The sequence below is a fragment of the Psychrosphaera sp. B3R10 genome (assembly GCF_018861025.1).
Lineage (GTDB): Bacteria > Pseudomonadota > Gammaproteobacteria > Enterobacterales > Alteromonadaceae > Psychrosphaera > Psychrosphaera algicola.
Map to the genome: position 1 here is coordinate 161,518 of NZ_JAHKQH010000009.1, position 26,589 is coordinate 188,106.

The 26,589-nt window shown below is 40.4% G+C and carries 22 protein-coding genes; 14 read left to right on the forward strand and 8 right to left on the reverse strand.

Annotation, left to right across the window (positions count from 1 at the left end; genetic code table 11):
• The first annotated feature begins 122 nt into the window (after positions 1–122).
• From proB to KO525_RS04420, 3 genes are all read left to right on the forward strand, one after another.
• Complete coding sequence (gene proB / locus KO525_RS04410) at positions 123–1,235, forward strand: glutamate 5-kinase (RefSeq protein WP_215962572.1); 1,113 nt, start codon at positions 123–125, stop codon at positions 1,233–1,235.
• Between the two features lie 2 nt (positions 1,236–1,237).
• Positions 1,238–2,488, forward strand: coding sequence for a glutamate-5-semialdehyde dehydrogenase (locus KO525_RS04415; protein ID WP_215962573.1), 1,251 nt, complete (start codon positions 1,238–1,240; stop codon positions 2,486–2,488).
• 160 nt (positions 2,489–2,648) lie between these two features.
• A complete protein-coding gene (locus tag KO525_RS04420) occupies positions 2,649–3,056 on the forward strand; it encodes a VOC family protein (RefSeq protein WP_215962574.1) in 408 nt (135 codons plus the stop codon).
• 240 nt (positions 3,057–3,296) lie between these two features.
• On the opposite strand, the gene KO525_RS19930 is transcribed toward KO525_RS04420, so the two are convergent.
• On the reverse strand, positions 3,297–5,450 hold the full coding sequence (locus KO525_RS19930) for a response regulator (protein WP_215962575.1): 2,154 nt from the start codon (positions 5,448–5,450) through the stop codon (positions 3,297–3,299).
• 95 nt (positions 5,451–5,545) lie between these two features.
• Entirely contained in the window at positions 5,546–6,787 is a 1,242-nt protein-coding gene (locus tag KO525_RS04430; RefSeq protein WP_371744372.1) for a PotD/PotF family extracellular solute-binding protein, read from the reverse strand.
• A 292-nt stretch (positions 6,788–7,079) separates the two neighbouring features.
• On the opposite strand from KO525_RS04430, the gene KO525_RS04435 reads away from it, so the two are divergent.
• From KO525_RS04435 to KO525_RS04445, 3 genes are all read left to right on the forward strand, one after another.
• Positions 7,080–7,727: an energy transducer TonB gene (locus KO525_RS04435; protein WP_252736792.1), complete on the forward strand. Its 648-nt coding sequence runs from the start codon at positions 7,080–7,082 to the stop codon at positions 7,725–7,727.
• Positions 7,728–7,809: 82 nt separating this feature from the next.
• Positions 7,810–8,400 carry a sigma-70 family RNA polymerase sigma factor gene (locus KO525_RS04440; protein WP_215962577.1) on the forward strand — a complete coding sequence of 197 codons (591 nt, stop codon included), beginning with the start codon at positions 7,810–7,812 and terminating at the stop codon, positions 8,398–8,400.
• Between the two features lie 2 nt (positions 8,401–8,402).
• Entirely contained in the window at positions 8,403–9,002 is a 600-nt protein-coding gene (locus KO525_RS04445) for a hypothetical protein (RefSeq protein WP_215962578.1), read from the forward strand.
• Between the two features lie 52 nt (positions 9,003–9,054).
• Here the strand turns inward: KO525_RS04445 and KO525_RS04450 are convergent, their stop codons facing one another.
• Positions 9,055–9,714, reverse strand: coding sequence for a CPBP family intramembrane glutamic endopeptidase (locus KO525_RS04450; protein ID WP_215962579.1), 660 nt, complete (start codon positions 9,712–9,714; stop codon positions 9,055–9,057).
• A 201-nt stretch (positions 9,715–9,915) separates the two neighbouring features.
• Here KO525_RS04450 and KO525_RS04455 point away from each other — a divergent pair, with 201 nt between their 5' ends.
• Both KO525_RS04455 and KO525_RS04460 read left to right on the forward strand, forming a co-directional pair.
• A complete protein-coding gene (locus KO525_RS04455) occupies positions 9,916–10,791 on the forward strand; it encodes a transporter substrate-binding domain-containing protein (RefSeq protein ID WP_215962580.1) in 876 nt (291 codons plus the stop codon).
• A gap of 497 nt (positions 10,792–11,288) precedes the next feature.
• Entirely contained in the window at positions 11,289–13,424 is a 2,136-nt protein-coding gene (locus KO525_RS04460; RefSeq protein WP_215962581.1) for a FlgO family outer membrane protein, read from the forward strand.
• 233 nt (positions 13,425–13,657) lie between these two features.
• Here KO525_RS04460 and gorA read toward each other — a convergent pair whose 3' ends face one another.
• A complete protein-coding gene (gene gorA / locus KO525_RS04465) occupies positions 13,658–15,010 on the reverse strand; it encodes a glutathione-disulfide reductase (protein ID WP_215962582.1) in 1,353 nt (450 codons plus the stop codon).
• 277 nt (positions 15,011–15,287) lie between these two features.
• On the opposite strand from gorA, the gene prlC reads away from it, so the two are divergent.
• Genes prlC through KO525_RS04485 form a run of 4 tightly spaced genes read left to right on the forward strand, consistent with a single transcriptional unit; the run spans position 15,288 to position 19,364 of the window.
• On the forward strand, positions 15,288–17,339 hold the full coding sequence (gene prlC, locus KO525_RS04470) for an oligopeptidase A (RefSeq protein ID WP_215962583.1): 2,052 nt from the start codon (positions 15,288–15,290) through the stop codon (positions 17,337–17,339).
• 30 nt (positions 17,340–17,369) lie between these two features.
• Positions 17,370–18,101: a DNA-3-methyladenine glycosylase I gene (locus KO525_RS04475; RefSeq protein WP_215962584.1), complete on the forward strand. Its 732-nt coding sequence runs from the start codon at positions 17,370–17,372 to the stop codon at positions 18,099–18,101.
• A 49-nt stretch (positions 18,102–18,150) separates the two neighbouring features.
• Entirely contained in the window at positions 18,151–18,876 is a 726-nt protein-coding gene (locus KO525_RS04480; protein ID WP_371744373.1) for a class I SAM-dependent methyltransferase, read from the forward strand.
• Between the two features lie 14 nt (positions 18,877–18,890).
• Positions 18,891–19,364, forward strand: coding sequence for a peroxiredoxin (locus KO525_RS04485; RefSeq protein WP_215962585.1), 474 nt, complete (start codon positions 18,891–18,893; stop codon positions 19,362–19,364).
• 173 nt (positions 19,365–19,537) lie between these two features.
• Here KO525_RS04485 and KO525_RS04490 read toward each other — a convergent pair whose 3' ends face one another.
• Together KO525_RS04490 and KO525_RS04495 are read right to left on the reverse strand one after the other, a co-directional pair.
• Complete coding sequence (locus tag KO525_RS04490; protein ID WP_215962586.1) at positions 19,538–21,511, reverse strand: S9 family peptidase; 1,974 nt, start codon at positions 21,509–21,511, stop codon at positions 19,538–19,540.
• A gap of 114 nt (positions 21,512–21,625) precedes the next feature.
• Positions 21,626–22,081 (reverse strand): thioesterase family protein, encoded by a 456-nt coding sequence (locus KO525_RS04495; RefSeq protein WP_215962587.1) that lies wholly within the window; start codon positions 22,079–22,081, stop codon positions 21,626–21,628.
• An 89-nt stretch (positions 22,082–22,170) separates the two neighbouring features.
• Here KO525_RS04495 and recQ point away from each other — a divergent pair, with 89 nt between their 5' ends.
• Positions 22,171–23,970, forward strand: a complete 1,800-nt coding sequence (recQ, locus tag KO525_RS04500) for a DNA helicase RecQ (RefSeq protein ID WP_256448291.1) — start codon at positions 22,171–22,173, stop codon at positions 23,968–23,970.
• A 97-nt stretch (positions 23,971–24,067) separates the two neighbouring features.
• Here the strand turns inward: recQ and KO525_RS04505 are convergent, their stop codons facing one another.
• On the reverse strand, positions 24,068–24,370 hold the full coding sequence (locus KO525_RS04505; protein WP_215962588.1) for a cytochrome c: 303 nt from the start codon (positions 24,368–24,370) through the stop codon (positions 24,068–24,070).
• An 88-nt stretch (positions 24,371–24,458) separates the two neighbouring features.
• Between KO525_RS04505 and KO525_RS04510 the strand changes: the two genes are divergently transcribed.
• Positions 24,459–26,003 (forward strand): YdiU family protein, encoded by a 1,545-nt coding sequence (locus KO525_RS04510; RefSeq protein ID WP_252736793.1) that lies wholly within the window; start codon positions 24,459–24,461, stop codon positions 26,001–26,003.
• A gap of 84 nt (positions 26,004–26,087) precedes the next feature.
• Here the strand turns inward: KO525_RS04510 and KO525_RS04515 are convergent, their stop codons facing one another.
• Positions 26,088–26,564 carry a DUF523 domain-containing protein gene (locus tag KO525_RS04515; protein ID WP_215962589.1) on the reverse strand — a complete coding sequence of 159 codons (477 nt, stop codon included), beginning with the start codon at positions 26,562–26,564 and terminating at the stop codon, positions 26,088–26,090.
• Positions 26,565–26,589 lie beyond the last annotated feature (25 nt).

The window sequence follows — 26,589 nt, forward strand, 5'->3', positions numbered from 1 at the left end:
TTTCTATTTAACCGACATTACACCGTAAAAACATACATTATTACTTTTCGATGTCGACCGAACGCACAATATTGGGTAGAGTCCCTTTAAAGTATTTATTCTATTTCAGGGTATCGGTAAAAATGGCAAACGAAGGGTTAAATTGGCAACGTGCAGTAATAAAAGTTGGTAGTGCACTCATTGCTCCCGATGGCAAACAAGTTAGTGGCCAATATGTATTACCCATTGCAAAATTTATCAACGAACTAAAAGCGCTTGGTAAAGAAGTGGTTTTAGTCTCTTCCGGTTCTGTGGCAGCAGGTCGTGGTTTAATTAATAGCCATGAACAAGGCACCACGATCGCAGAAAAACAAGCGATGGCTGCGGTAGGTCAAGCAAAAATGATGGCCAATTGGCAACATCACTTTAACTTCCCCTGTGGCCAGCTTTTAATTACCCAGGGCGATTTAAAAGACCGCCGTCGTTACGTTAATATCAAAAATACAGTACGTGAATTATTGGCGAATCAAGTATTGCCAATCATCAATGAAAACGACACTGTGGCGACAGCAGAGATAAAAGTAGGCGATAACGACAATCTTGCGGCTTTAGTTGCGCTCGTTTGTGAAGCCGATGCACTATTTATATGTAGTGACATCGATGGCCTATTTGACGCCGATCCAAATCGTTTTCCAAATGCCAAACTGATCCCTGAAGTCAATCAGATTACACCTGAGATATATAAATTAGCCGGCGGTACAAAAAATAAAATCGCAACCGGTGGAATGAAGACTAAACTTCAGGCAGCTGAAAAAGCCACAAGTAACGGCGTAAATACATTTATTATTAACGGTAAAAAAAGTAGCGTATTTAATGATATTTTAGAAAACAAATCGGTGGGGACCTGGTTTAAACCGCTAGCACTAAAAGATAGTGCAAAAAAACAATGGTTAAGACACACGTTAAAAGCGGCAGGTTCACTGCAAATTGACGACGGCGCCGCAAATGCTCTACTCACGTTAGGTGCGTCACTTCTGGCAAAAGGCATTACTGCTGTACACGGAGAGTTTGCTCGAGGTGAAGCCATAGATATACTAGCAAACAATAAAGTGATTGCCCGTGGTTTAAGCCAATATTCTAGTGCCGAGTTACTTCAAATTTCCGGCCTAGAAAGCAAAAATTTCGAAACAATCTTAGGTTTCAAACACAAAAATGAGGTCGTTCACCGTGATGACCTTGTGTTATTCAAGGACTAATTATGACTTTTTCTATACAACAAATGGCAAAAGACGCAAAAGCTGCGTCGGTACAAGTTGCCAATTTATCGACTCAAACAAAAAATGATGCACTGCTTAGCATTGCGCGTCATTTACGTTCAAATACACCAGCAATTATTGAAGCAAACAAACTGGATTTAATCGACGCCGAAAAAAATGGCTTAGCTGCGGCTATGATTGACCGTTTAATGTTAGATGCAACTCGTATCGACAGCATAGCAGCCGCGGTAGAACATATTGTCTCGTTGCCAGACCCTGTTGGCATGATCACAAAAAACGATGTGCGCCCAAATGGCATTAAAATCGCTAAACAACGTATTCCATTAGGTGTTATTGCAATGGTATACGAAAGTCGTCCAAACGTTACCGTTGACGCCGCCGTATTATGTTTTAAAGCAGGTAATGCAGTTGTATTACGTGGCGGTAAAGAAGCGATTAACAGCAATAAAGCTTTAGCTGAATGTATCCATCAAGCCTTTGTCGAACATAACATCGAGCCTGCTGCAGTTAGTTTAGTACCAAATCCTGACCGCGAGATCATGAACGAAATGTTAACGTTATCGGACACTATCGATTTGGTCATTCCGCGTGGTGGTGAAGGTCTAATTCGATTTGTGACTAAAACCAGTCAAATTCCAGTGATCCAACACTTTAAAGGGGTGTGTCATTTATACATCGACAACCAAGCTAATTTAGACAAAGGATTAGCAATATTATTAAACGGTAAAGTTCAGCGTCCTGGTGTATGTAATTCATTAGAAACTTTACTTGTCCATAAAGATGTAGCTGCAACGTTTTTACCACAAGTGGCCACGGAATTTGCCAAAGCTGGTGTAAAAGTTCATGCCTGCGATAAGTCACTTCCATATTTCGAAAATGCCGACCTAGCTACCGATTTGGATTACGACGCGGAATACTTGGCACTTGAAATTGCTATCCGTGTTGTCGACGACTTTGAACAAGCCGTACTGCACATTCAACGTTTTAGCTCAGGTCACACTGAAGTTATCATTAGCCAAGACATTTCAAAAACCCAAGAGTTTGTTCGCCGTATTAACTCTGCAGTTGTAATGGTTAATGCCTCGTCACGATTCTCAGATGGCGGAGAATTAGGACTAGGTGCTGAGATTGGTATTTCCACCAGCAAATTGCATGCGTACGGTCCAATGGGACTAGAGTCGCTAACAACGGAAAAATTTGTTGTAACCGGCGATGGTCAGATCCGAGGGTAGTTGTTAGTCAAATAGTTCTAATGATAACTATTTTTGTAATAGCCAATAAACGGAGTGCCTTTAATTAGGTTCTCCGTTTTTTTATGGCATTAATTTACTAAATGGCGCTATTAGTTATTATTAGCAATACTAGTTTCACAAAACTTTTGAGGTAATGGCCATGTCAAAAATGATCTTTATAAATCTACCAGTTAGTGACCTGCCAACATCCGTCGCGTTTTATCTATCCCTTGGCTTTACAAATAATCAAAATTTTACGGATGAAACTGCCGCTTGCATGGTTTGGAGTGATGCAATAAATGTGATGTTACTCACACATCCTAAATGGCAAACATTTACAAATCGTCCAATTCCACCGTCAAATTCAAGTGAGGTTATGTTGGCGTTATCTTTTGATTCACGAGAAGCCGTTGACCAATTTAAAGATGCCGCTATGGAAAATGGTGGCACCTTGGATATTAACCCACCTCAGGATCTAGGTTTTATGTACAATCGAAATATTGCCGATCCAGATGGTCATGTTTGGGAAGCATTCTGGATGGATCCGGCTTCCATACCAGGCAATTAATAATTCAGTTCCGATCTTCTTCGAAGTCGGGGATAATTTCATAAATTGTTTTTAATCGGTTAGTTAATTCAGAACAAAAAACGTCATCCTAAAATAGCCACAGCGATATTTGGGATCTCCAACCAAGTGCAGAGGAATTGACAAAATCAGCAACACTGACCTCATTGGTTTTACCATTGGTTTGGGCTTCATTGGTTTCGGAGGACGTTCGTCATTTGCATTCCATTGTGAGAACAGGACTTATATTAATGCCTGTTTTAACTTTTCTGGTTCAATTGGCTTAGCTAAAAATTCGTCCATTCCCGCGTCAAAACAGGACTGTTGATCTTCAACTAACACATTGGCCGTTAACGCCACTATTTTTTTTGATTTGTAATTTATCAGTTTGCGGATTTCTCGAGTCGCTGTTAAGCCATCCATTATTGGCATTTGCATATCCATTAAAATAATATCAAATTCAAACTCATGACAAAGTTGCACTGCAATTGCGCCATTATCGGCTATTTTAATATCTTTGAACCCAAACCCTTTTAACATGGCATTTAACACCGTTTGGTTAATTTTATTGTCCTCTACTATCAAAATACGCTTTGCAGGATCAATTACGATCTTTTTGTTTTCATTTTCAAGCTTATGGGTTTGACCCGTGCTAATTGGTAATAATAAAGAAAATGAAAACTTGGAGCCTTTACCAATCATACTTTCTACTTTGAGGGGCGCGCCCATTAACGTCAACAAACGATTTGAAATCGTCAATCCTAAACCCGTTCCACCGAATCTGCGCGTTATCGACGTATCTCCCTGCGAGAAAGCATCAAACAGTTTTTTGATGACTTTATGTTCAATGCCTATTCCGGTGTCGACGACGGCTATATTCAAACTGACATTTTTATCCGTCAAATTATCCACCGCGATTCGCAAAGTTACGGTGCCATGTTCAGTAAATTTGACGGCATTGCTTAACAAATTAATGAGTACCTGCTTTAAGCGGGTCACATCCCCAACAACATTTATTAAAGCGAGTTCTGGCACAGACGTAATATGGAACTCAATATTTTTCTCAGCAACTAATGGCTCAAACATGTGGCGCAGTTCGACGATAACGTCGTTAAACTTAAATGGTTTTTGCTCTAACAGCACTTTGCCAGACTCTATCTTACTGATATCCAAAATGTCATTAAGTACCACCATAAGGCCTTGTCCGGATGACTCGATAACGCCAACCATTTCACCTTGCTGCGGTGACAGTGTCGTTTTCCCGAGCAAATTAACCATTCCCAAAATGCCATTCATTGGCGTTCTGATTTCATGGCTCATATTAGCTAAAAATTCGGTTTTTATTTTGCTGGTTTTCTCAGCCTCACGTTTGGCCTTTAACAAATCTTGGTTCATTTTTTTAAATTCACTGGCCGCTTTAGCTAATAAACCTATTTCATCTTTACGTTCTGTATCTGATATTTTGGGGGAGAAATCGCCAGTCAAAAATGACTTAAATGCATAAGTTAAACGCTTAATTGCAGCGGTAATATGCAACTGAAAGAATAACGCGAATCCCAAGAACAAAATCAATCCAACGGCGATAGAAGCTTTAATAATAACCTCAGTAATTTCAACAGCTTCCGCACCTGACTTTTTGATCGCACTTAACAACCCCAAGGATTGGGTTTTTAATAACTTTGCTTGATTAGTAAATTCAACGGCGTCACCTGCCATTACAACATTAATCAGCCCAAGAAAGTTTCTGTTGGCTTGAACGCTTTTAGCAAAGAGGGTTTGATATCTGTTGGTTAATGCTAACAAGGATGCAAAGTGAACCTCCGAATTCGCTTCGCTTGTTTGAGCTAATTCTGTGAGCTTCTGATTCAGTTGACTTATCGACTGATTTACAACGCTACGTTGTTTAAACTGTTTTTTATTAAAAAATAGTGTTGAACTGCGCTCCATTTGCAACCAAAGGTTATGCGCGACGAGCGCCTCAAAAAGTAACTTTTGATTGTTATTCACTTTCGCTATTTGGTTAAATGCTTTTACGCCCTGTTGGAACACTTCCGGTAGTTCAATGTCGATATAATTACTTTTAGTTTGATATAGCTGAACCAAAACCCCCAAGTTTTCACCATAGCGAACCACCAACGATTTCATATTTTGAATGGTATTGAGTAACTCGTCGTTTTCTGTTTGTCTTCGGACCTCCTCCAATCGACTTTTGATACTGTCATGAGTTGTCATCATCTTAGCAAATATCGTGGTACTTCCACCCTGTCCAAACACTGTGACGTCACGTTGTAATTCAACAATGTCCTTGTTGATTTCTAGTACAATAATTGAATTATTTGATATCTGTAAAATTCGTTCTACTGAATATTGAACAGCGCTAATTTTATTTGTTAGCACTCTGTAGTTTGCTAATAACGTTAATATTATTAAAAATAATAACACCCCGATTTTTAAGGCTATGGTATTTTGTAATTTAACAATCATATAGGTATTTACGCATTTAGAAGCTCAAACCAACGATCTAAACTATAATCATAATTGTCCATTACCGTATTCCACACCGCGATATTTGAAAAACGCTTAACGTAACTTCCGCCATCTCTTATCTCACCAGCTTCGACTGAAACACGACCATCCGTTCCTTTTAATTGCGTGTTAGACTGTTTACCGTCATACCAGTAATCCCATTCGTTTCGGTGCATCAAGGACCGACTCCGTTCTGGATTTGAGATGTAATACCCTTGTCTTGCGATAAACGCACCAGGGTAACCAGATAGCCACCAATTCATATAATCATACGCGGCATCTTTAACATGGCCGTTGGTCATTGCCGATAGACACATAACCCCATGCCACGCTCGGTACCCTTCTTTAGGAGAAGCATAACGCACAGGAACCCCTTGGCCACGACATGCACTCACAGCAGGAGAAAACATACTCTGAATATGCACACGCTTGTTCGTCATAAACTCCACTGACTGAGGTACAGAGGTCCAAAAGCCAGCAAACTGCCCGTTACGTTTTTTCTCTAGTAATATGCTAAACAAGGTGTCTATTTCATCGATGGTCATGTTTGCGATATCACCAAACTTCATCAATCCTTTAGCTTGAGCCGCTAAGGCAGCGTCAAATATTCCTATGGTCGGCGCATTAACCAATGCGACGCGTCCTCGGTTGGCGTCATCGAGTAACCATCCCCAAGACTCAGTTTTATAAGCTTCTTCAGGTTTTATAAAATTTGTGTTGTAACCAAACGAATCGACATTGTGGACATAGGGCATAAAGCTAACTTTTGAACTTGCGGCTTTACCTAAAGAGCCGTCTTGCTGCACATAAAGCAGTTTATTTGGGGAATCACCAGCACCGTATTTTGCTGAGGGAACTATTTTCCCTGTTTTTGTTAATGGGTTAATCTCATTCCAGTATTTTAAGCGTTCGATTTCTATTGGCTGAATCGAGCCTGCATGCCATAACACGTTGATTGAGTCTGACCATTGTTCATATAAATCAAAAGAATGAGGCGCAGCCGCCGCTTTTTGCAGTACCGCAGCACTGCCCATTGCGGTGAACTCTAGATTAATCCCTAACTCTCGCATCGCCTGTTGTCGTAGCTCTTCTTGCAAGGTGACATGAGTGCCCAACACCCTTAACGTAACAGGCTTAGAACGGGAAAAAACATATGGTGCGTTTAATATAAGTGCAGCACTTGTTGATGTCGCTGCAACGTTTTTTATAAATTTCCGGCGAGATTGATTTGTCGGCACTCTCGTTCCTAGTTTGTTGTATTAACTGAAGTATAGACAGTGAATTTCAATTTATCGTTTTTTATAAGAATATATGAAATGTTTAATACAGATAACGAGCTGCCTTTTCCTCCAAGTCGCTATTATTTAAGGGAGTCTCTTAAGCTAGCAATATTTTTTATAACATTTAACCCCTTTTCTAATGACCAAACGTTTTATTAATAAGGTTATTCATTTGGTGCCAACTGACCTTTTAAATTAATGACAATGTGAGGAAATACAGATGAACCAAGCCACAACTAAAATTGCCCCAGAAATAAAGAGTATAGGTAAATTTACTGCCTTTACTTTACTCGGCGCGACGGCATGTTTTGCCCTTTTTGTTTTGATGGGAAAGTTAATAGAAAACGATAACCTTTCTTTTGCGGAACCCAGTGAAACATTTATAACTGAATTACTCGCGGTGCAAGAAGAAAAACCGACAATAGTAAAACCAAATGTTTTACCGCCACCGCCTATAGCAAAAGCGCCGCCCCCACCACCGCCAATTCCAGTGGATACGACCAGCGAAAATTTGTTGGCTATGAATACAAACTTTGGTATCAAGATCCCCCCTACCCAACTTGGCCCTATTGTGTTTGAAGGTCGCCAGGACAACTCCGCAACGCCAATTGTCAGGGTACAACCAAGATACCCAATTAAAGCAGCGCGGGATGGCATCGAAGGATGGGTTAGTTTGTCATTTAGCATAGATGCCGTAGGTCGTGTTATCGATATTGCTGTTATAGAGTCCCAACCTGCAAGGGTCTTTGACAACGAAGCTAAAAAAGCGTTAAAAAGGTGGAAGTACAAACCACAGATTAAAAACGGTAAAGCAATCACGTTGCAAAACCAACAGATAATGCTCGAGTTTAATTTGGGCCAAAGCTAAGTTATTACAACTTCAAGCCGCGATAGACTAGCCGTTTTAGCTAACAAAAAACGGTTAGTAAACGCCGAAGTTAAGGATGTTGATGAATATTACGATCGGATTGAAGAACTGGCTTAATATTGCCGAATCAAACGAAAATCTCATGTTGAAATATGCGGACTCGGGCGAATTAAAATACATAAAAGAAATCGTAAAACGACTCGAAAAAGATCTTTACCATTACTTGTTTAGCCAAGTAGGCCCTGAACTAGCCTCCGATGTCTGCCAAATGGCATGGGAAAAAGTCATTAAAAATAGACGCTCATTTTCTGACACAGGCACAGTAAAAAGTTGGTTGTTTAAAATTGCCCGAAGCGCACTTATTGACGAATTACGAAAACAACAGCGATGGCAAGTTGAAGAGTTTGACGAATCAAATATAAATGACCATTCAACACCATCCAAAGCTCAATTTGATGTTATGAATGAAATAGAACAACAACAGCGTTTCGACGCGGCCTTTAATGAATTACCTTTTCTCCAAAGAGAAGCGTTTATTTTGCAGCAAGAGGGGTTTAGATTGAGAGAAATTGCTCAAATTACTCATTGCGAAATGGAGACAGTTAAAAGTCGCTTACGTTATGCTAAACAAACACTAACCACCCTCATTGGCGAAACACGAGAGGGGGAGTAATTATGTCAAACAAACACACAGAAACTCGATTACAAGAATGTTACGAAAATCGAAAAAAAAACGTAATTCCACCGCCTAATTTGCAGGAAGCCATATTGGCAAATGCTAAACAAACAAAACCCTCTATTTGGAAATGGGTGAGCTGGCAGTACGCCATGGGCATATTTGTCGCCGTTATTATATTTGGTTGGAATAGAAACGACGCCCCACTACAGACTAATGAGCAGTATTCCGTTGTAGCTACTTATAATACGGACCATACAACAACCTATTACCACGATGTAACGTTTTTAAGTGCCGACCAAAACGATGTTAAAAACATTAAAGAAAATGCACATTACCAGCAATACCTTGCCGCCATCGAATCATTAAAAGATAAACGTAAGTTGCCCGGTATCGTAAAAAGCATAGACAATGAAATTGTCATCCAAGTATGTGATGTTGGTGTATTTCAGCTGTCGCGAGAAATGGTTAATCACCTTCTTCATGCACCAAGCCATAGTCAGATGGTTGCTGGCAAAGCGGTTTATCTTATGGCGGATGAAAATGGATTTATTACCGCAATTGAAAACCGAGATTCGCTTCAACAATGCCCGTCATAATCATCAATTAAACATGTCATTCGACAGCGGCTGACAGTCCCAGCTTTTAGGCTTAGGTCAACATGCCGCTGTCAAAATGTATGCCTAGACCGGCAGTAAATAACCAACAGCCCCATAAACTGTGCTCTAGAGTCACAAGTAAAGTTGAACGACTGTGCATATAAGTATAAGCAAAGACCAATCCTGCAAAAAATGACCCCACAACTGCTATCCAGTTGGCAAACATTAAATGTGCTAATGCAAAGCTGAGTGCACTTAACCAGGCTCGTAAATTTTTACTTTTGAATATATGTTTATATCGATGAAATAGGTAAGTTCTGAAAATTACTTCCTGTGGCCATGCGGATAAAACCGGATATAAAAATAGCAGGGCAATCCACATTAGGGTTTGCTCTAATGGCAGTGAGAATAGCCACTGGGGCGTAAACCACCAACTCGCCAACGTGATAACAAACGCCGCCAGTAAAAAGGTCTTCATGACATTAGGCAGAAATTCTCGCAGTTTTTCTAAGTTCCACAACCTGAAGCGCTTAAAACGCGGGTCTGTTACCAGTGACAACAAACACCAAAGTAAAATTGTGATCAGACACAATAATAAATAGGGTGCTACTGTATGCCTTAAAAAATAAACAACGATGGGTAAAACGATAAACAACAAAACAAACTCAACATACATTACTGGCTTGTAATAAGCCTTGGTCAAACTAACCACCGAGTTCTCCACACAAAACAACTAATAAATATAAGCTTAAGCTAAATATCTAGATAAACTTCGATTCACAAAAATTTAATATAAGTGGTGATAAATGGTGGGGCGACAGGCTAAATTTAATATTCTCAACCGCATTTAAAATCTACTGCTATATTTTTAATATAGGTTTCGCATTTTATAATCCAAATTTGGGTGTCGTTTTTGAAAATAACAAAAAGTCAGCTCTACATCCTTTCTTTTACCTTGCTCTTGGTCGGGATGGGACTTAATGCCCAGACAAACATAAAGTACATGGCGCAGCTCGATACAGCGGCACAAAATACAAGTTATAGCGTTAGGATGTTAGAAGAAGTCTGCCTTGTCATTAATCGCGATTTCGGTGGCTGTAAATTAGAGCCGGTGTCGGTCCCAATGTTACAGCGAAGGCAGCTTAAAAGTTTGACTCAAAAAAAGCTCGATATTGTTTGGACGGTAACCACCGCCGAGCGTGAAAAAAATTATCGACCGATACGCATCCCCTTAATGAAAGGGTTTATCGGGTACCGAATTGCCACAACGAACACCAACACCAAACATCATTTTACTCAGCCGGAAAACCTGCCAGCCATAAAAAGCCTTTTAGCCGCCCAGGGCCACGATTGGCCAGATTCAACAATCCTAAGGAACAATGGATTTAACGTGTTTGAAACCACACTGCTAGATCAAATATACCAAAATGTTGGGCGCAGTATTTATGACTATACGTTAAGAGGTGTGCTTGAAACCTATTCAGACTTATCAAATGTAAAGGGGAAAAACCTCCACGTAGATGAAAATTTGTTATTTAGATACCGCTCTGCCATTTACTATTTTGTTCGGGCTGAAGATGAGGCATTGGCAAATAAAATACAACAAGCGCTTTTGGTACTGATCAAAAACGGCACCTTTGACAAGATATTTTATGAGTTTAATGACCACCAAAAAATTATTAACGATGCCAACCTAGAGCAACGCCACATAATCGAATTGCAAAACGACGTTGACTTTTCTTTGATCCCGTCAGGCTTTAAACCTTGGTATGACATAAAACCGAGCTAACAATTGTAGTTTTGTTTGCGTTAACTAATCGCGATAAAGGTTACAAAATAAAAAACCAGAATAACACAGCGCATTATTCAGGTTTTTCTTCAAGGGGTAGAGCTAACTCAAGAGCAAGACTTTACTAAATCAAGATGCGAAGATTTACCCAACGTACATAATTTTTAACCTAGTATCTGTCTCAAGACTTTATTTGCTTTCTGTTCGTTCATTCTGCTAAGCATTTACATAATTATGAAGAACTTTCAAAGTATGTTGTTGAATTAGGCATTAGGGATACGCTCCAACAGCCATTTACCAATTATTTTCAAAACTAGCGACAGTCGACTTTTGGCTAGCTGAATGAGTTTCCAATGATCACTCGCTTAATGTAAACAACATTAATCTGCACCTGTAGTGGAATCGTGCGGTTTAAACTTTAGATTGATTTGTATATCTATTGTACTGTTGTTGTTAATCCATTATTGTTAATTTATAAAAAATAATGAGCATCACGGATGACATTTTTTACCGAATTAAAACGCCGAAATGTATTTAAGGTTGCCAGTGTTTATTTGGTAACCTGCTGGATTATCCTGCAAATTGTTGCGGTGATTTCACCCGCTTTACACTTGCCTATTTTATTCAGCACCATTACCACGGTTATTCTGACGATTGCCTTTCCTTTTGTATGCATTTTTGCCTGGGCATTTGAACTCACCCCTGAAGGGCTTAAACGCACCAATGAGGTTGATATCGACGAGTCTATTGGTGAGCAAACCGGCAATAAAATCAATTACCTGTTAGCAGGCGCATTGGTGCTGGCCTTAGCATTTATCGCCTATGAAAAACTATTTACCTCCAATGCTGATGTTAGTTTAGAACGTTCTATCGCAGTATTACCATTTGAAGATATGAGCCCGGATAAATCCCAAGGTTATTTTGGTGATGGCATTGCCGAAGAAATTCTTAATTCTTTGGCGCGGTTAAATCAGTTAGTGGTGATTGCCCGTACCTCGTCATTTAATTTTAAAGACAGTAACACCGATATTCGTGAAATAGGCCAAAAACTCAATGTTAACTATGTGCTAGAAGGTAGCGTACGCAAAGATAGAGACAAGGTCCGAATAACTGCTCAGTTGATTGAAGTCACCAGTGGTGCGCATATTTGGTCACAAACCTATGATCGCGAATTAACCAGTATCTTTGCCCTGCAAGATGAACTGACTTTTGCCATTACCCAAGCACTCAAACTAAATCTGTTACCCGAGCAAGTGGAACATGAAGCCGGTATGACCACCAATCCACAGGCCTATGAGTTGTTTATTCAGGGGCGGGAGCTCGCCTATCAGCGCAGTTCGGAATCATTAAAACAAGCTGCTGACATATTACAACAAGCTATAAAACTAGATGAGCAATTTTATTTGGCCAAGGCACAACTCTACATGGTGTATAGCTTTGCTGATAATTATGGTGGCTTTATAGAGTCTTTGCGTCAGGCAGAAAAAGAACGTTTGTTTTGGGAACTAATGATTGCACCTGATTTTCCACTTAAAACGCTGGTAATAGCAACACAGGCTTCGGACAGCGGTAACTTAGCAATAAGTGTCAAGCTTTATAAACAAGCTTATGAAAAAGCCCCTAATGACCCGCTAATTCAAAATGTGAGTACTTTAGCGTTGGATAATATTCTAGATGGCATCAAGCGAAGGGAGAAAATACTAAAAACCAATCCACAAAGTCAGATAAATATCACCAACTTAGTGTTTTTGTATCTTGTAACGGAACAGCCAGATAAAGCTCAAGCAATGTTATCAACAATGGAAAAGCTATTTCCCGAAAACACACAAAACTTCTTACCCAATATTTATTATAGCTACGCCTACCAACAAGATATTGAAGCGACCTTAGCGCTTATTAATGACTACCGTAGCGAACCCAGTGCAGACTATAGAAGGGCAAAATCCGCAATCAACATACTGGCCGGCAATATCGATACTGCGCTGGATTATATTGACGAAGAATTAAGCCAGTCGCCTGAATATGCAGAACAATTTATTAACGCCTTATTATTACTACTGGATTTAGATACGCGCGGAAAACTAAACGAACAACAGCAACAGCGTTATCAACAATTACCGATTAGTGAGTCTACCCAAACTGAATTACTGGTATTTTATAAGCTGCTGTTGGGCGACGAAACTTTGTATGAACAACAACAGCAGTTGACAGGGTTAAGTGCAGAGGAGTTTATCCAACGCGTTGATCTTAATCAGACAGAGCCTTATGACTATGCTGCCATTAAAAAACGTAAAGGCGACGACAGTTATGTTCAAGTACTGAAAACTAGTCTTGCTTATAGCTCTTCTCAATGCCAACAAACACAAAATAAGGTCGGTTGGTTCTGTGCAGGGATTATGGATTTCATTGGCGATATTTCTGAGCAACAAACCCAGAATATGTTTAAGCGCCAACCAATGCTGGATACATACTTGATAGGGATTGAAAAATTTATCTTAACTGCGCCCGTTTATTATGGTTTGAGCCAACACCCTGAGTTTGAGCCGCTTGCTAATGCATTTTTGGATCGTACCTTCAGAAAATGGAACCCGGATTTAGTGGCAGAGAAAGTTACTGCATCACCAACAAAGTAAAGTGAGGGACACATGGCATGTTGCTGAATTAAAACGCTGCAATGTATAAAAGCCTTTCGAGTTAACTTCTATTACTTCACGGCAAAATGGATGGTAATACGCAGATTTAAATTCTGGTGAAAAAACAGAAAAAAACCTGAATAACACAGTGCATTATTCAGGTTTTTCTTTAAGGGTTAGGTCTAACCCAAGTGCAAAGCTTCACCAAATCGATATGAGCAGATTAACGCAAATTAACGCAAAGTAACGTACTCTTCAGCTGAGGTAGGGTGAATTGCAACGCAAGCATCAAAATCGGCCTTTGTCGCGCCCATTTTAATTGCTACAGCAAAGCCCTGTAAAATCTCATCCATACCGAGTCCAATACCGTGTAGACCAACAACTTTTTCGTCGTCACCGGCACAAACAAGTTTCATTTTGGTCATTTGTCTGTGTTCCGTAACCGCGGTATACATAGCGGCAAAACTTGAGTTATATACTTTAACGTTTTCTTCCCCGTATTGAGCAACCGCTTCAGGTTCAGTCAGCCCCATAGTCCCAATTGCAGGGTGACTAAATACCACAGTTGGAACTAAGGAATAATCCATCACGACATCGGTAATGCCGTTAAATAATCGTTCAGCCAATATACGGCCAGATTTAACAGCAATTGGTGTTAACTCAATCTTACCGATAATATCGCCTAGGGCGTAAATACCCGGAACATTAGTTTCATGATGTTCGTTTACTGGAACGTAACCACGTGAATCAACCTCTACACCGGCTTTTTCGATATTAATGCCATCTGTAGAAGGCGTGCGGCCGATTGCCCAAATAACACAATCGGTTTCTACGCTTGTGCCATTTTCAAAATGTAACACCAGTGAGCCGTCAGCGGCTTTTTCAACACGACTTGGTGTACTGTTTGTTAACAGTTTCAAATTGTCCTGTGCCATTATTTCAACTAAGGTCTCTGATAACATCGGGTCAAATGTTCTTAATGGCGCATGTTTTCGAACCGCTAACTGAGTTTCTGTACCTAAACTTTGTAATACACCAGCAAGTTCTACTGCAATGTATCCAGCGCCTACAACGACAGCACGTTTTGGCTGTTCATCTAAAGCAAAAAATCCGTTTGAATCTATACCTAATTCAGCCCCTTCTATTTTAGGCCAAGTTGGTCGTCCGCCTGTGGCAATCGTAATATAGTCAGCGGTATATTGCTTGCCATCTACTTCGACTGTTTTAGCATCTACAAATTTTGCAAAACCATTAATTACCGTAATACCGTTTGAATCTAAAACGCGATCGTATGAACCATGGATACGTTTAATATAAGCTTCACGAGACGCTACTAGTTTGCTCCAATCAAATTTATTAACGGTGACATCAAATCCGTAATCAGGACTATATTTATGGATCGCTTCTGCAACTTGAGCCCCAAACCACATCGCCTTTTTAGGAACACAACCAACGTTGACGCATGTGCCGCCCATTGCTTTTGCTTCGATTAGCGCCACTTTAGCACCGCGCATCGCTGCACGATTTGCCGATGCAATACCACCACTACCGCCGCCAATGGCGATATAGTCAAAATGCGTTGTCATAAATTTATTTCCAATTGAGTCTAATTATCATAAGGATATGGCCTACTCGCCAGAAAACCAAATCGAATTTAACGATTCGGGCAATCGCCTTCGTGTTAGTTATATATTCTCGAAAAAAATACGCTAAAAATTAGCAATATGTGAACAAACAACACTCAGCTAGTACAGAATTTACAAAAACTAGACCTTGTAAAGTTACTTTCAAGGTACTATCTAACTTAATTAATATCACAAGAATAGCCACGCGTTTAATCCGCGACTAATTTAGGTAGCCAATATGTCTGACTCATCAAACCCACTTTTATCCAATTTTGATCTGCCACCGTTTTCTCAAATCCAGCCTCAACATATTAAGCCTGCGGTAGAGTCATTGCTAGATAGCTGCAAAAAGTCCATCGAACAGGTTGTTCAACTTCCGACTCAAACTTGGCAAACACTAGTGGTCGATATTGACAAAGTAAGCGACCAATTTGGTCGCGCTTGGTCACCAATTTCTCATATAAACTCGGTATTAAGCTCGGACGAATGGCGCGAAGCCTATGAATCTTGTTTACCTATTATAAGTGAATACTCAACTTGGGTAGGTCAACACAAGGGGTTGTTTGACGCCTATTACGCCTATTCTCAATCAGACGAATTTGCCACATTAAGTACCCCCCAGAAAAAAGTTATTACCAATGCCCTGCGAGACTTTAAATTATCGGGTATCGACTTGCCGGAAGACAAACAAAAACGCTACGGTGAAATCCAAGCAAAAATGTCAGAGTTGAGCTCAACTTTTAGCAATAATGTATTGGATGCTACTCAAGCATTTCAAAAAGTCATTACCGACGAAGTCGAATTAGCAGGACTACCTGACTCTGCAATTGCCGCGGCAAAACAAATGGCTGAAGTAAAAGAAATAGACGGTTGGCTGTTTACCCTCGACTTCCCAAGTTATCTGCCGGTTATGACCTATTCTGAAAACGCAGAGCTTCGAAAAGAAATGTCTATCGCATTTTCAACTCGAGCTTCTGACCAAGGGCCATATGCAGGACAATACGACAACTCTGAAATTATTGATGAGTTGATGGCACTTCGCCATGAGTTGGCGCAACTACTCGGCTTTGAGTCATTTGCAGAGAGTTCGTTGGCAACAAAAATGGCAGAAAATACGCAACAAGTATTAGGATTTTTAAGCCAACTTGCTGAAAAATCACTGCCGCAAGCACAGCAAGAAGTTGAAGAATTACGCCAATTTGCTCAAAGTGAGTTTGGTGTGAGCGAACTGAATCCTTGGGATTATGCGTTTTATAGTGAAAAATTAAAGCAAGCTAAATACGCAATTTCAGACGAAGCGTTACGCCCGTACTTCCCAGAAAGTAAAGTACTCGATGGGTTGTTTACCGTTGTAAATCGCCTATTTGGGGTTACAGTAACTGAAGTTAAAACCGGCATTGATAAATGGCATAAAGACGTTAAATATTTTGATATCGTTGATAAAAACCAGAAATACCGTGGCAGTTTCTATCTAGATTTATACGCAAGAGAAAAAAAGCGCGGTGGTGCTTGGATGGACGATTGTCGCGGACGAGTATTATGGTCTGAAGATCAGCTCCAAAACCCTGTAGCGTATTTAACTTGTAACTTTAATCAACCTATCGGTGACAACGCCGCGTTGTTTACCCACGATGAAGTCGTTACTTTATTCCACGAATTTGGCCACGGTATTCATCACATGTTAACTCAGGTTGACGAAGCCTCTGTGTCTGGTATTAATGGCGTAGCCTGGGATGCGGTTGAATTACCAAGTCAGTTTTTAGAAAACTGGTGCTGGGAAGAAGACGCACTGGCATTTATTTCAGGCCACTTCGAAACAGGTGAACCATTGCCAAAAGACATGTTAGACAAAATGCTTGCGGCTAAGAACTTTCAATCAGCGATGCAAATGGCGAGACAATTAGAGTTCAGCTTATTCGATTTCCGAATACACGCTGAATACGACCCAGCTAAAGGTTCACAAATTCAGGCTATTTTGGACGATGTCAGACAGCAAGTTGCCGTCGTTCAACCACCTGCTTATAACCGCTTTCAACATGGCTTTGGGCATATATTTGCAGGCGGTTATGCAGCTGGATATTATTCTTACAAGTGGGCAGAAGTTTTATCAGCAGATGCATTTTCTAAATTTGAAGAAGACGGGATCTTTAATTCCGATACCGGCAATAGCTTTTTAACCAATATTCTGGAAAAAGGCGGCAGTGCGGAACCTATGGAATTATTTAAAGCATTTAGAGGTCGCGAACCTGAAATTGATGCATTATTACGACACTGTGGCATTGCCGCATAAGCATGATTTGACTTTATTTGGACGATTTTAATGTCAGAATTTTTAAAAAAACTTGAGCCCTTTGACCGGATATTAGCCCGTGCTATTGAACGAAAAGGCTCTAAAGAGATAGTAATGGATATGGCCGGCGATATATTTGACGCCGACGAAATAGCCAGTCTTTCTGACGACAGATGGTTAGCCGCATTTACTAAACAAGTTTTTCAAAGTGGTTTTGTATGGCGAGTTGTAGAGCAAAAATGGTCCGGCTTTGAAGAAGTCTTTTTTAATTTTGATATTGAAAAAATGCTGATGATGTCCGACGAAATGTGGGAACAAAAATGCAAAGACGAACGCATAATCCGTAATGGTAACAAGGTTATGACCATTAAGGCCAACGCCCAAATGATTTATGAAGTAAGCGCTGAACACGGCTCATTTGGTAAATTTATTGCAAATTGGCCCTGCGACGACATTATTGGTTTGTGGCAATTTTTGAAAAAACACGGCGCTCGACTTGGTGGAAACACAGGCCCTTATGCATTAAGGTTTATGGGCAAAGATGGATTTCTAATTAGTAGAGACAATGAAGCCTATTTTCGAGCTTATAAATTAGTTGATGGCGGGATCTCAAGCAAAAAAAGCCAAACCGTAATTCAACAATGTTTTAACGCCTGGCACGAGTCTACCGGTCTAACGTACAAGCAACTGAGTCGAATATTGTCTTTTTCTGTGGGCGACAATTTTGTTGGCATTGAAGCGGGAACTAACACCATTGACTGAGCAAACTCAACAATCTTCTTTACCATTTTATAATTGGCGCTCAGCGCCACTGCAACTCATCGAACTTGCAGAAACGTTTGGCTGGCAAATGGTTAACAAGGCCCCGCAAAACGGTTCGGTTTATGGCTTGTTTGAAGACAATAAATTTTGTTTAACTAAAGACGGAAAAACCCTAATCAATGTGGACTTTACGGGGGGCGCCACCGCTCATCGTCATAAATTCGGAGGTGGTAAAAACCAAGCTATCGCCAAAGCGGCTGGGCTAAATAAAGGCGCAACGCCTACCGTTTTAGATGCAACGGCTGGAATGGGGAAAGATGCATTTGTGTTGGCCAGTCTTGGCTGCAATGTCACTTTAGTTGAAAGACAGCCGCCTGTTTATATGATGTTAGTGGATGGTTTTCGACGCGCCATCTCAGACGGCTCTATTGATTGGTTCGAACAAAGAATGCAGTTAATCAATAAAACGTCACACGATGCGCTGCAAGACTCAATTTCATCAAACCAACAATACGACGTGGTTTATCTCGACCCAATGTTTCCGCATAGAGAAAAATCTGCCGCCGTTAAAAAAGATATGGCATTGTTCCAATCTTTTGTTGGAGATGATGCCGATGCCGATCAATTATTACCGTTAGCCTATCAATTAGCGCAAAAACGTGTTGTAGTAAAAAGGCCTGACTATGCGCCGTTTTTGAACGAACAGACGCCAAATAGTCAAATAAAAACAAAAAAGAACCGATTCGATTTATATATTAAGGCCGCGATGGTCTAACAATGGAACCTTTTATGATTGAAGTGAATGACAAATTACCAAGTGTACAATTCCAGTTTTTTGACACAAACGAAGTAAAAACCGTTACCACAGAAGATTTGTTTGCTGGCCAAAAAGTCGTTTTGTTTGCAGTTCCTGGTGCATTTACGCCAACCTGCTCTGAAAGTCACTTGCCGGGTTATGTTGTCAATTTTGATAAAATAAAAGCAAAAGGCGTCGACAAAGTTATTTGTTTATCCGTAAACGATGCTTTTGTCATGTCCTCTTGGGGTAAAGCACATAATGCCGAACACTTACTAATGTTAGCGGATGGCGGTGCTGATTTCACAAAAGCAATTGGCTTAGAAGCTGAAACAGGCATTTTTGGTGGTATTCGCTCACGCCGATACGCGATGATCGTTGAAGATGGAATTGTGACTCAGCTCAATGTTGAAGAACCAAAAGAATTTGCAGTGAGTGACGCGGAGTCAATTCTAGCCCTATTATAAATAGGAAAATCAATAACAATTAAAAGCTTAAGTAAGCTGTGGCTTTTGATAAAAATAAAAAACCGATGTTGATATGCAACATCGGTTTTTTTGTTTCTACAACAATGCGTTGTGACGTTCAATAAACTAACCATTTATCGCATTGACCGCCTCATAATAAGCGGTCAACCCAACTAAAAATCGATATGTTTACCTAAGAATTTAAGTACGCGTTTGAAATACTTAAGGCGGTTTTTCTCTAAATAAAATCCATGACCTTCTTTCTCAAACAACAAATACTCATACGGATGATCCTCTTTTTCTAGGGCGGCAATCAAACTTTCAGCCTGTTCAATTGGCGCTCGTTGGTCCATTCCACCATGAGCAATAAGTACGGGTACTTTCAATTTATCGATATTATACGATGGAGACATTGACTCTTGAAGTGCAACATTTTGCCCCAACACCGCTTTTAAATATTTATCACCAGAGCGGCGTTCCTGCACATCACCTTCTTTGAACATCAAAGGTAAGTCGTAAACACCAACTACACCAACAGCACATTTGTACAAATCTGGCTCAATTATCGGACTCATCAATGCCGAATAACCACCAAAGCTTGCGCCCATAATGCAAATGTTGTTTTTGTCGGCGATGCCCTGGTCGATTAAATATTTGGTGCCGTCAATTATGTCATATTGAATTTCCGTGCCCCACTTGCCGTGACCAGATTTTTCAAACGCAGGACCGTAACCACCAGATCCTCTGAAATTCACTTTTAACACCGCTAATCCACGACTCGCTAACATTTGCGCTTCTGGATCAAATCCCCAGTAATCACGCGGTCCATGTGGTCCACCATGAGGCATAACAATCAATGGTAAATTTTTCTCCGCCTTGCCTTTAGGAACCGTTAAATAACCATTAATTTCAATACCATCTCGAGTTGTGTATTTAACTGGACGAGTACTTGCCATAAGATCGGGGTTAATCCAGCTACGTGCTGAAAACAAATATTGAATTTTAGGTTTTCCGGTTTTTTCGTCCGGATGCATTATGTAATAATCACCTGGATTACGGTCGTTATAAGCGATAACAATCTGAAATAGCTCATCCGGGGTAGAACTCACAATTTGAACTTGATGACCAGGTAAGGCTTGTAACAAGCCTTTTAAGCGCTTTGATAAAAGTGCTTTTCCATCGACAAATTCATAAGCCGGGTAACCATTTTCATATTCAACAGCATATATTTTGCCGTCTTTTTCATTGCCATAAACATTTCTAATATTTACAACTGGATCTTTACTCACTAACTCAACTGAATTTTTTTCAAAATCGATTTTGTACAAACCGATTGGCGCACCGTCTTCACTTGCGGTAACAAACATCGCATTGTCTTCGCCATCAACGATAACGCGTGGTGTAATTTTACTAAGGTGTTTAAACGAATTGTTAAACTTAGTCCATTCGCCAGTCTCAACATCCCGCTTATAAACTTCTTGATCAATATAATCATTACTTGAGACCGAGAAGCGAACCTCACCATTACCGTCGGTAATATATTGCGCGTTAAAGGCTGGCGAGCGTGTCACTTTACGTCGTTTACCAGTATAAACATCGACAAGATAGACAGTTGAGTGTCGGTCTGCGCCGCTTTTTCTCAACCAAGGATGAACTTCTGCAAGAAAATAATTGTCATCATGTACTAAAGGGTCTAACACTAAAGATGACGCACGAAGCGCATCAGCTTTGCTTGATGCTCCTAATGACTTGCCTCCAGCTTTGTGTCCCATTAAGTATTGTGATTTTGAGCCATCGGCATTAACACCTAATAATTCGCCATGATAAGACGGTTGCGTATAAGCGCCGCGCATATAAGTTTTTTGTAATACAAGACGGTCTTTACTGACCCAGTTATATCCGCCAACCTGCTCTTTATCACCGTCGAATTGCACGACATTTATTAGTTTCATAGTATCGCGTTGCAATACCACCAAAACTTGTTTACCGTCGCGAACGGTTGTTGCAGCTAAATAATCGCCCTTTGGGGAGATTTTAACAGAACCAAATTCTGAAAATTTAACAAAATTTTCAAGCGGTATTTTTTTCTCCGCAAAACTGCCAAAAGCCGTTATTAGCAAGGCAACTGCTAAAATTTTCTTCCACATAAAATTCCCTTATCCCTTTATTTTTATATTTTAAATATTGTATATCTTTTTTATTTAGTCAGTAATATTAAAGAGTTGGACTAAAAATGTCTAAGGTTCTAGGCATTTATTGTACTAACCAACCAAATAAGTCCCAGTACCAAAGGCAATTTGATCACCTTTTTGATTATGTAATTCCATGCGAGTCACGCAAACCCGGCTGCCGGAACGGATCAGTTGCGCTGTTGCAATAAACTCGTCACCACGACCGGGTCTCAAATAATCCGTTCTTAAATCGATAGTTCCCACTTTTTTAGTAAATTCGATTAATGCGGCTGAATCTTCAAAGTGCATTTTCTCCATCCGGCTAAAAATGGCCAAAATGCCACCCACCGTATCGAGTGCCGATGCGGTTACGCCCCCGTGCAGAATTTTTTGCATTGGATTACCCATTAATTTGTCATCCCACACAAATCTAATTTCAGCTTTGTTTGCCTCACAAACGGTGATCTTTAGCCCTAAATTTTTGTTGAAATTTAAATTGGTGAACACATTTACCAACCAAGATCGAGCGTCGTCATTTGATAACATAAAAATAATTCCAAAATAACTGATCGGATGAGTATAACATTTGATTCCAATGCTACAATGCCCCCAAATATTTAATTTGAACCGCTAAATTGACCGACAACCAGACTACACCACTCGACATTTTGACAAAAATATTTGGTTACGATGCTTTTCGCATGGGCCAAGATAAAGTCATTGAATCCTGCATTAATCAACAAGATACCTTGGTTCTATTGCCTACGGGAGGCGGTAAAAGTTTGTGTTACCAAGTACCCGCATTATTGCTGCCAAATGTAACAATAGTCGTTACCCCCCTTTTGTCGTTAATGAAAGATCAGGTTGATCAACTTAATGAGCTTGGTATCGCAGCGAGTTACATTAATAGTCAGCAAACTCGACAAGAGCAATTTCAAACGTTAAATCAGTTGCAATACGGTGAAATAAAAATTTTGTATGTGTCGCCAGAACGTTTGCTACAGCAGCGATTTTTAGATCACTTACATCAAGCTGGGGTCAGTCTATTTGCAATTGATGAAGCACATTGTTTGTCTCATTGGGGACATGATTTTCGTGCCGATTATCTGCGCTTAGGCCAAATTAAAAACCTATTCCCGCATGTGCCAATCATGGCATTAACGGCGACGGCCGATAAAGCAACGCGATTTGATATTAGCCACCAACTCAATCTTAACGACCCCTATATCCATATTGGCAGTTTCGACCGCGCTAACTTGCGCTACACCATAGAAGAAAAATTCAAACCACTTAATCAGTTATTAAGTTTTGTTGGAACACAAACCGATGCTTGCGGTGTGGTGTATTGTTCGAGTCGTGCCCGAGTTGATGACGTCGCAGAAAAGCTCAAACAAAAAGGTTTTAATGCTGCGCCGTATCATGCAGGTCACGAAAACGCCCACAGAATAAAAGTACAAGAGCAATTTCAGCGAGACCAAATTCAAATTGTGGTCGCGACCGTGGCGTTTGGCATGGGTATAAATAAGCCTAATATTCGATTTGTAGTTCATTACGATCTGCCAAAAACCATAGAAAGTTATTATCAAGAAACTGGACGCGCTGGACGTGATGGACTTGACGCCCAATGCCTTATGTTCTTCGACTCAGGCGATGTGCCTCGAATTCGCCGTATGATCAGCGACAATCAAAATGAAGACCGAGTAAAAGTTGAACTCCAACGGTTTAACGCTATGGTCGCCCTTGCTGATGCACAAACCTGTCGTCGCCAAGTATTACTAAACTACTTTAACGAACCTACAACCACAGGTTGTGGTAATTGCGATATTTGCTTAGACCCACCGACCTCGTTTGATGGGACATTATTAGCGCAACAAGCAATGTCTTGTATTTACCGCAGTGGTCAACGTTTTGGAATTGGTCATATCATCGATATTTTACGTGGCAGCCAAGGGATCCGGATTAAAGATCATAAACATGACGAATTGAGCACCTATGGAATTGGCAAAGAACAAACGCACGACTATTGGCTCAGCATTATTCGCCAACTAATACATCAAGGTTTGATTGAACAAGATATTAGCCGTGGTAGTAGTCTTGTTTTAACCGAAAAGGCTCGCCCTATTTTACGCAGCGAATCGACGTTACAACTTGCTGTACCGAGATTAAATACCAAAAAGCTATTTGAAAAAGCCGCACCTGTAAATTACGACAAACGATTGTTTGCTCGATTGAAGGGACTTCGAAAATCCATAGCAGAAGAGCATAATGTGCCACCGTTTGTCGTATTTTCAGATGCAACTCTGGCGGATATGGCAGACAAATTACCCACTACGCCACGCGATATGTTGTTAGTATCCGGGGTTGGTGAAACAAAACTACGTCGCTATGGTGACGCGTTTTTATCAGTGATCAATCGTCACGTATCTGAATTGTAAAATTCAGAATCAATACCAATCGACCTAGGTTATTTTCTGGGCATTAAAAAACCGACAAAACGTCGGTTTTATCATTTTAAATTTACTTTATTTTATTTTATTTTAGCGACGCATAATACGCTGATAAGTTAGCAATATCGGCATCTGTCAGTGGCATAGCCATCGCGCCCATAACTGGGTCTTTACGATTTCCCGCCTTAAAGTCTTTTAGCTGTTTCGCTAAATACTGCTCTTTTTGACCTGCTAAATTTGGGTACATTGGAATTGCACTAATTCCGTTAGCACCGTGACAAGCAGCACAAACTGCGGATTTTGTTTTACCTGCAGCAGCATCGCCAGCAAGTACAGTTGTTGAACTAAGTGACATAATGGCAACCAGGCCAAACACTAAACTTTTCATCTTAACCCCTATTGTAATTTTACTTTTTCTCAGCTTAACACCAAACATTTGAATTAAATATAGCGTAAACTATTGAAAGGCGCACACTTTGTTTGAGATCAAATTAACGACGATTATGACTATTCTATCTGGCAAGCAATCGACAAAAATTACCGACTTACGATTTTCCAATACGTATGCTAATTCGTTGTCTGAATTAGGGCATTTTGTAAATCCAACGGCATTCCCAAAACCTAAGTGGGTAAGTATCAGTTCGCAAACAAGTAAGATACTCAATATCGATGCGACTGCCTTAGAAAGCCAATCTGAATGGCTTAACTGGTTTAGCGGAAATCAAATGGTAGATGCGGCCCAACCTATTGCGCAAAAATACACAGGGCATCAATTTGGTCAATATAATCCCGAATTAGGCGATGGCCGCGGATTGTTACTCGGTGAATTACTTTCCGACACAGGGCGTTGGGATATTCACGTAAAAGGCGCGGGAAAAACCCCATATTCTCGATTTGGCGATGGCCGAGCAGTATTAAGAAGCTGCATACGCGAATATTTAGCTTCCGAAGCATTACATCATTTGGGGATACCAACTTCCCGGGCTTTAGGCTTATTTACAACAGGTGAAAAAGTCCAGCGTGAAACCATCGAACCCGGTGCCGCTTTAATCCGAGTTTGCGAAAGTCACCTTCGTTTTGGTCATTTTGAATACGCCTTTTATCAAAACGATACTAAATTATTAGAACAACTTGTGGCGTACGCTGTAACTGATGTATTGCCGCAATCGTCGGATGAAATACGCGCTCTAAAGCCCAATGCCTCTGCGCAACAGCAAGCTTATCAATTACTTAAATTCACGATCCGAACAACGGCGGAAATGATTGCGAAGTGGCAAGCTTATGGATTTTGCCACGGGGTTATGAACACCGACAACATGTCAATTTTGGGCATCACTTTTGATTATGGTCCCTACGGTTTTCTAGATGTGTATGAACCATCACATATTTGCAATCATTCAGATCACAGTGGTCGATATGCATTTGACGAACAACCGAGCATTGGGTTGTGGAATCTCAACGCGCTTGGCTATTCACTTTCGCCTTTATTGTCAAAAGAAGAATTGACCGAATTGCTAAAACAGTACGAAACAATTTTACTTGATAATTATTCTTCGTTAATGCGGAAAAAGCTTGGTTTTAAAGAAAAGCAAAAAGAAGATCAAGCCTTGTTGGGGGGACTTCTCGCCCTCATGCAGGAACAAAAACGCGACTATACCTATACGTGGCGAATGTTAAGCAATGTCCGTTTTAGTGACAAAAATGAACAAGTATTTATTGATACCTTTGTCGACCGTGATGCAGCAACAGCTTGGCTAAAACGTTATAAAAAGCGTGTTTCTATGGAAGTTATTTCAGATGATGAACGTTGCGAGCTCATGTATTCGGTAAACCCAAAATACATTGTTAGAAACTACTTAGCACAGCAAGTCATTGAAGCTGCAGAGAGTGGAGATAACAAACCTTTAGAGGAACTGTTGTTGGTGTTATCACAGCCATTTGCCGAGCAGCCTGACTTCGACCTTTATAGTAAATTGCCCCCAGACTGGGCAGGTAAACTCAGTATCAGTTGCAGCAGTTAATACCAAAAAGTAATACGAAATCGTGGCGCGCAATGCCCTTAGTAAAAGCTGCGCGCGACATTTCAATGATTGAGTACGAATTAACTAATCTGAGTGATTTAGCTGCTGTTGCAATTCATTAAGCTGCAATTCTGAAAAGACCGCGACCCCATTTTCACGCAGTCGCCTAGCCGTTACCCCTTCACCATCAATTAAAGTAGCGCTAAACGTACCGTCATATATTTGTTGATTACCACAACTAGGACTATTTGCTTTCAGCAAGGCGTGACTCACTTGGTGCGCTTGGCAAAGTGCTAACGCTTGGTCAGCCCCCTTTTCAAAGGCCTCTGTTACGTCAATTCCCTGTACAGTGATGACTTTACCTTCAGCGTATTCAGCTGGCGCCCTTGGTGTGTTAAGCCCGCCCATCACCTCTGGACACATAACCACTAACTTACCGTCTTGCTGTAACTGCTTTAACCAACTTAAGTCAGCCAAAGGTTTACTCTTACCGTCATACCGAACCGGATGGCCAAGTAAACAAGCTGAGACTAATAACTTAAAATTGTTGGTTTTATACATTAATAAAAAAATTCAAAAAAATGTC

Bases quoted from the DNA above. Each gene is read 5' to 3' on its own strand.
- prlC (WP_215962583.1), top strand. From the start codon at position 15,288: ATGTCTGACTCATCAAACCCACTTTTATCCAATTTTGATCTGCCACCG.
- KO525_RS04490 (WP_215962586.1), bottom strand. From the start codon at position 21,511: ATGTGGAAGAAAATTTTAGCAGTTGCCTTGCTAATAACGGCTTTTGGC.
- KO525_RS04420 (WP_215962574.1), top strand. From the start codon at position 2,649: ATGTCAAAAATGATCTTTATAAATCTACCAGTTAGTGACCTGCCAACA.
- KO525_RS04440 (WP_215962577.1), top strand. From the start codon at position 7,810: ATGAATATTACGATCGGATTGAAGAACTGGCTTAATATTGCCGAATCA.
- proB (WP_215962572.1), top strand. From the start codon at position 123: ATGGCAAACGAAGGGTTAAATTGGCAACGTGCAGTAATAAAAGTTGGT.
- KO525_RS04485 (WP_215962585.1), top strand. From the start codon at position 18,891: ATGATTGAAGTGAATGACAAATTACCAAGTGTACAATTCCAGTTTTTT.
- KO525_RS04460 (WP_215962581.1), top strand. From the start codon at position 11,289: ATGACATTTTTTACCGAATTAAAACGCCGAAATGTATTTAAGGTTGCC.
- KO525_RS04505 (WP_215962588.1), bottom strand. From the start codon at position 24,370: ATGAAAAGTTTAGTGTTTGGCCTGGTTGCCATTATGTCACTTAGTTCA.
- KO525_RS04445 (WP_215962578.1), top strand. From the start codon at position 8,403: ATGTCAAACAAACACACAGAAACTCGATTACAAGAATGTTACGAAAAT.
- KO525_RS04515 (WP_215962589.1), bottom strand. From the start codon at position 26,564: ATGTATAAAACCAACAATTTTAAGTTATTAGTCTCAGCTTGTTTACTT.
- KO525_RS04495 (WP_215962587.1), bottom strand. From the start codon at position 22,081: ATGTTATCAAATGACGACGCTCGATCTTGGTTGGTAAATGTGTTCACC.
- gorA (WP_215962582.1), bottom strand. From the start codon at position 15,010: ATGACAACGCATTTTGACTATATCGCCATTGGCGGCGGTAGTGGTGGT.
- KO525_RS04475 (WP_215962584.1), top strand. From the start codon at position 17,370: ATGTCAGAATTTTTAAAAAAACTTGAGCCCTTTGACCGGATATTAGCC.
- KO525_RS04415 (WP_215962573.1), top strand. From the start codon at position 1,238: ATGACTTTTTCTATACAACAAATGGCAAAAGACGCAAAAGCTGCGTCG.
- KO525_RS04435 (WP_252736792.1), top strand. From the start codon at position 7,080: ATGAACCAAGCCACAACTAAAATTGCCCCAGAAATAAAGAGTATAGGT.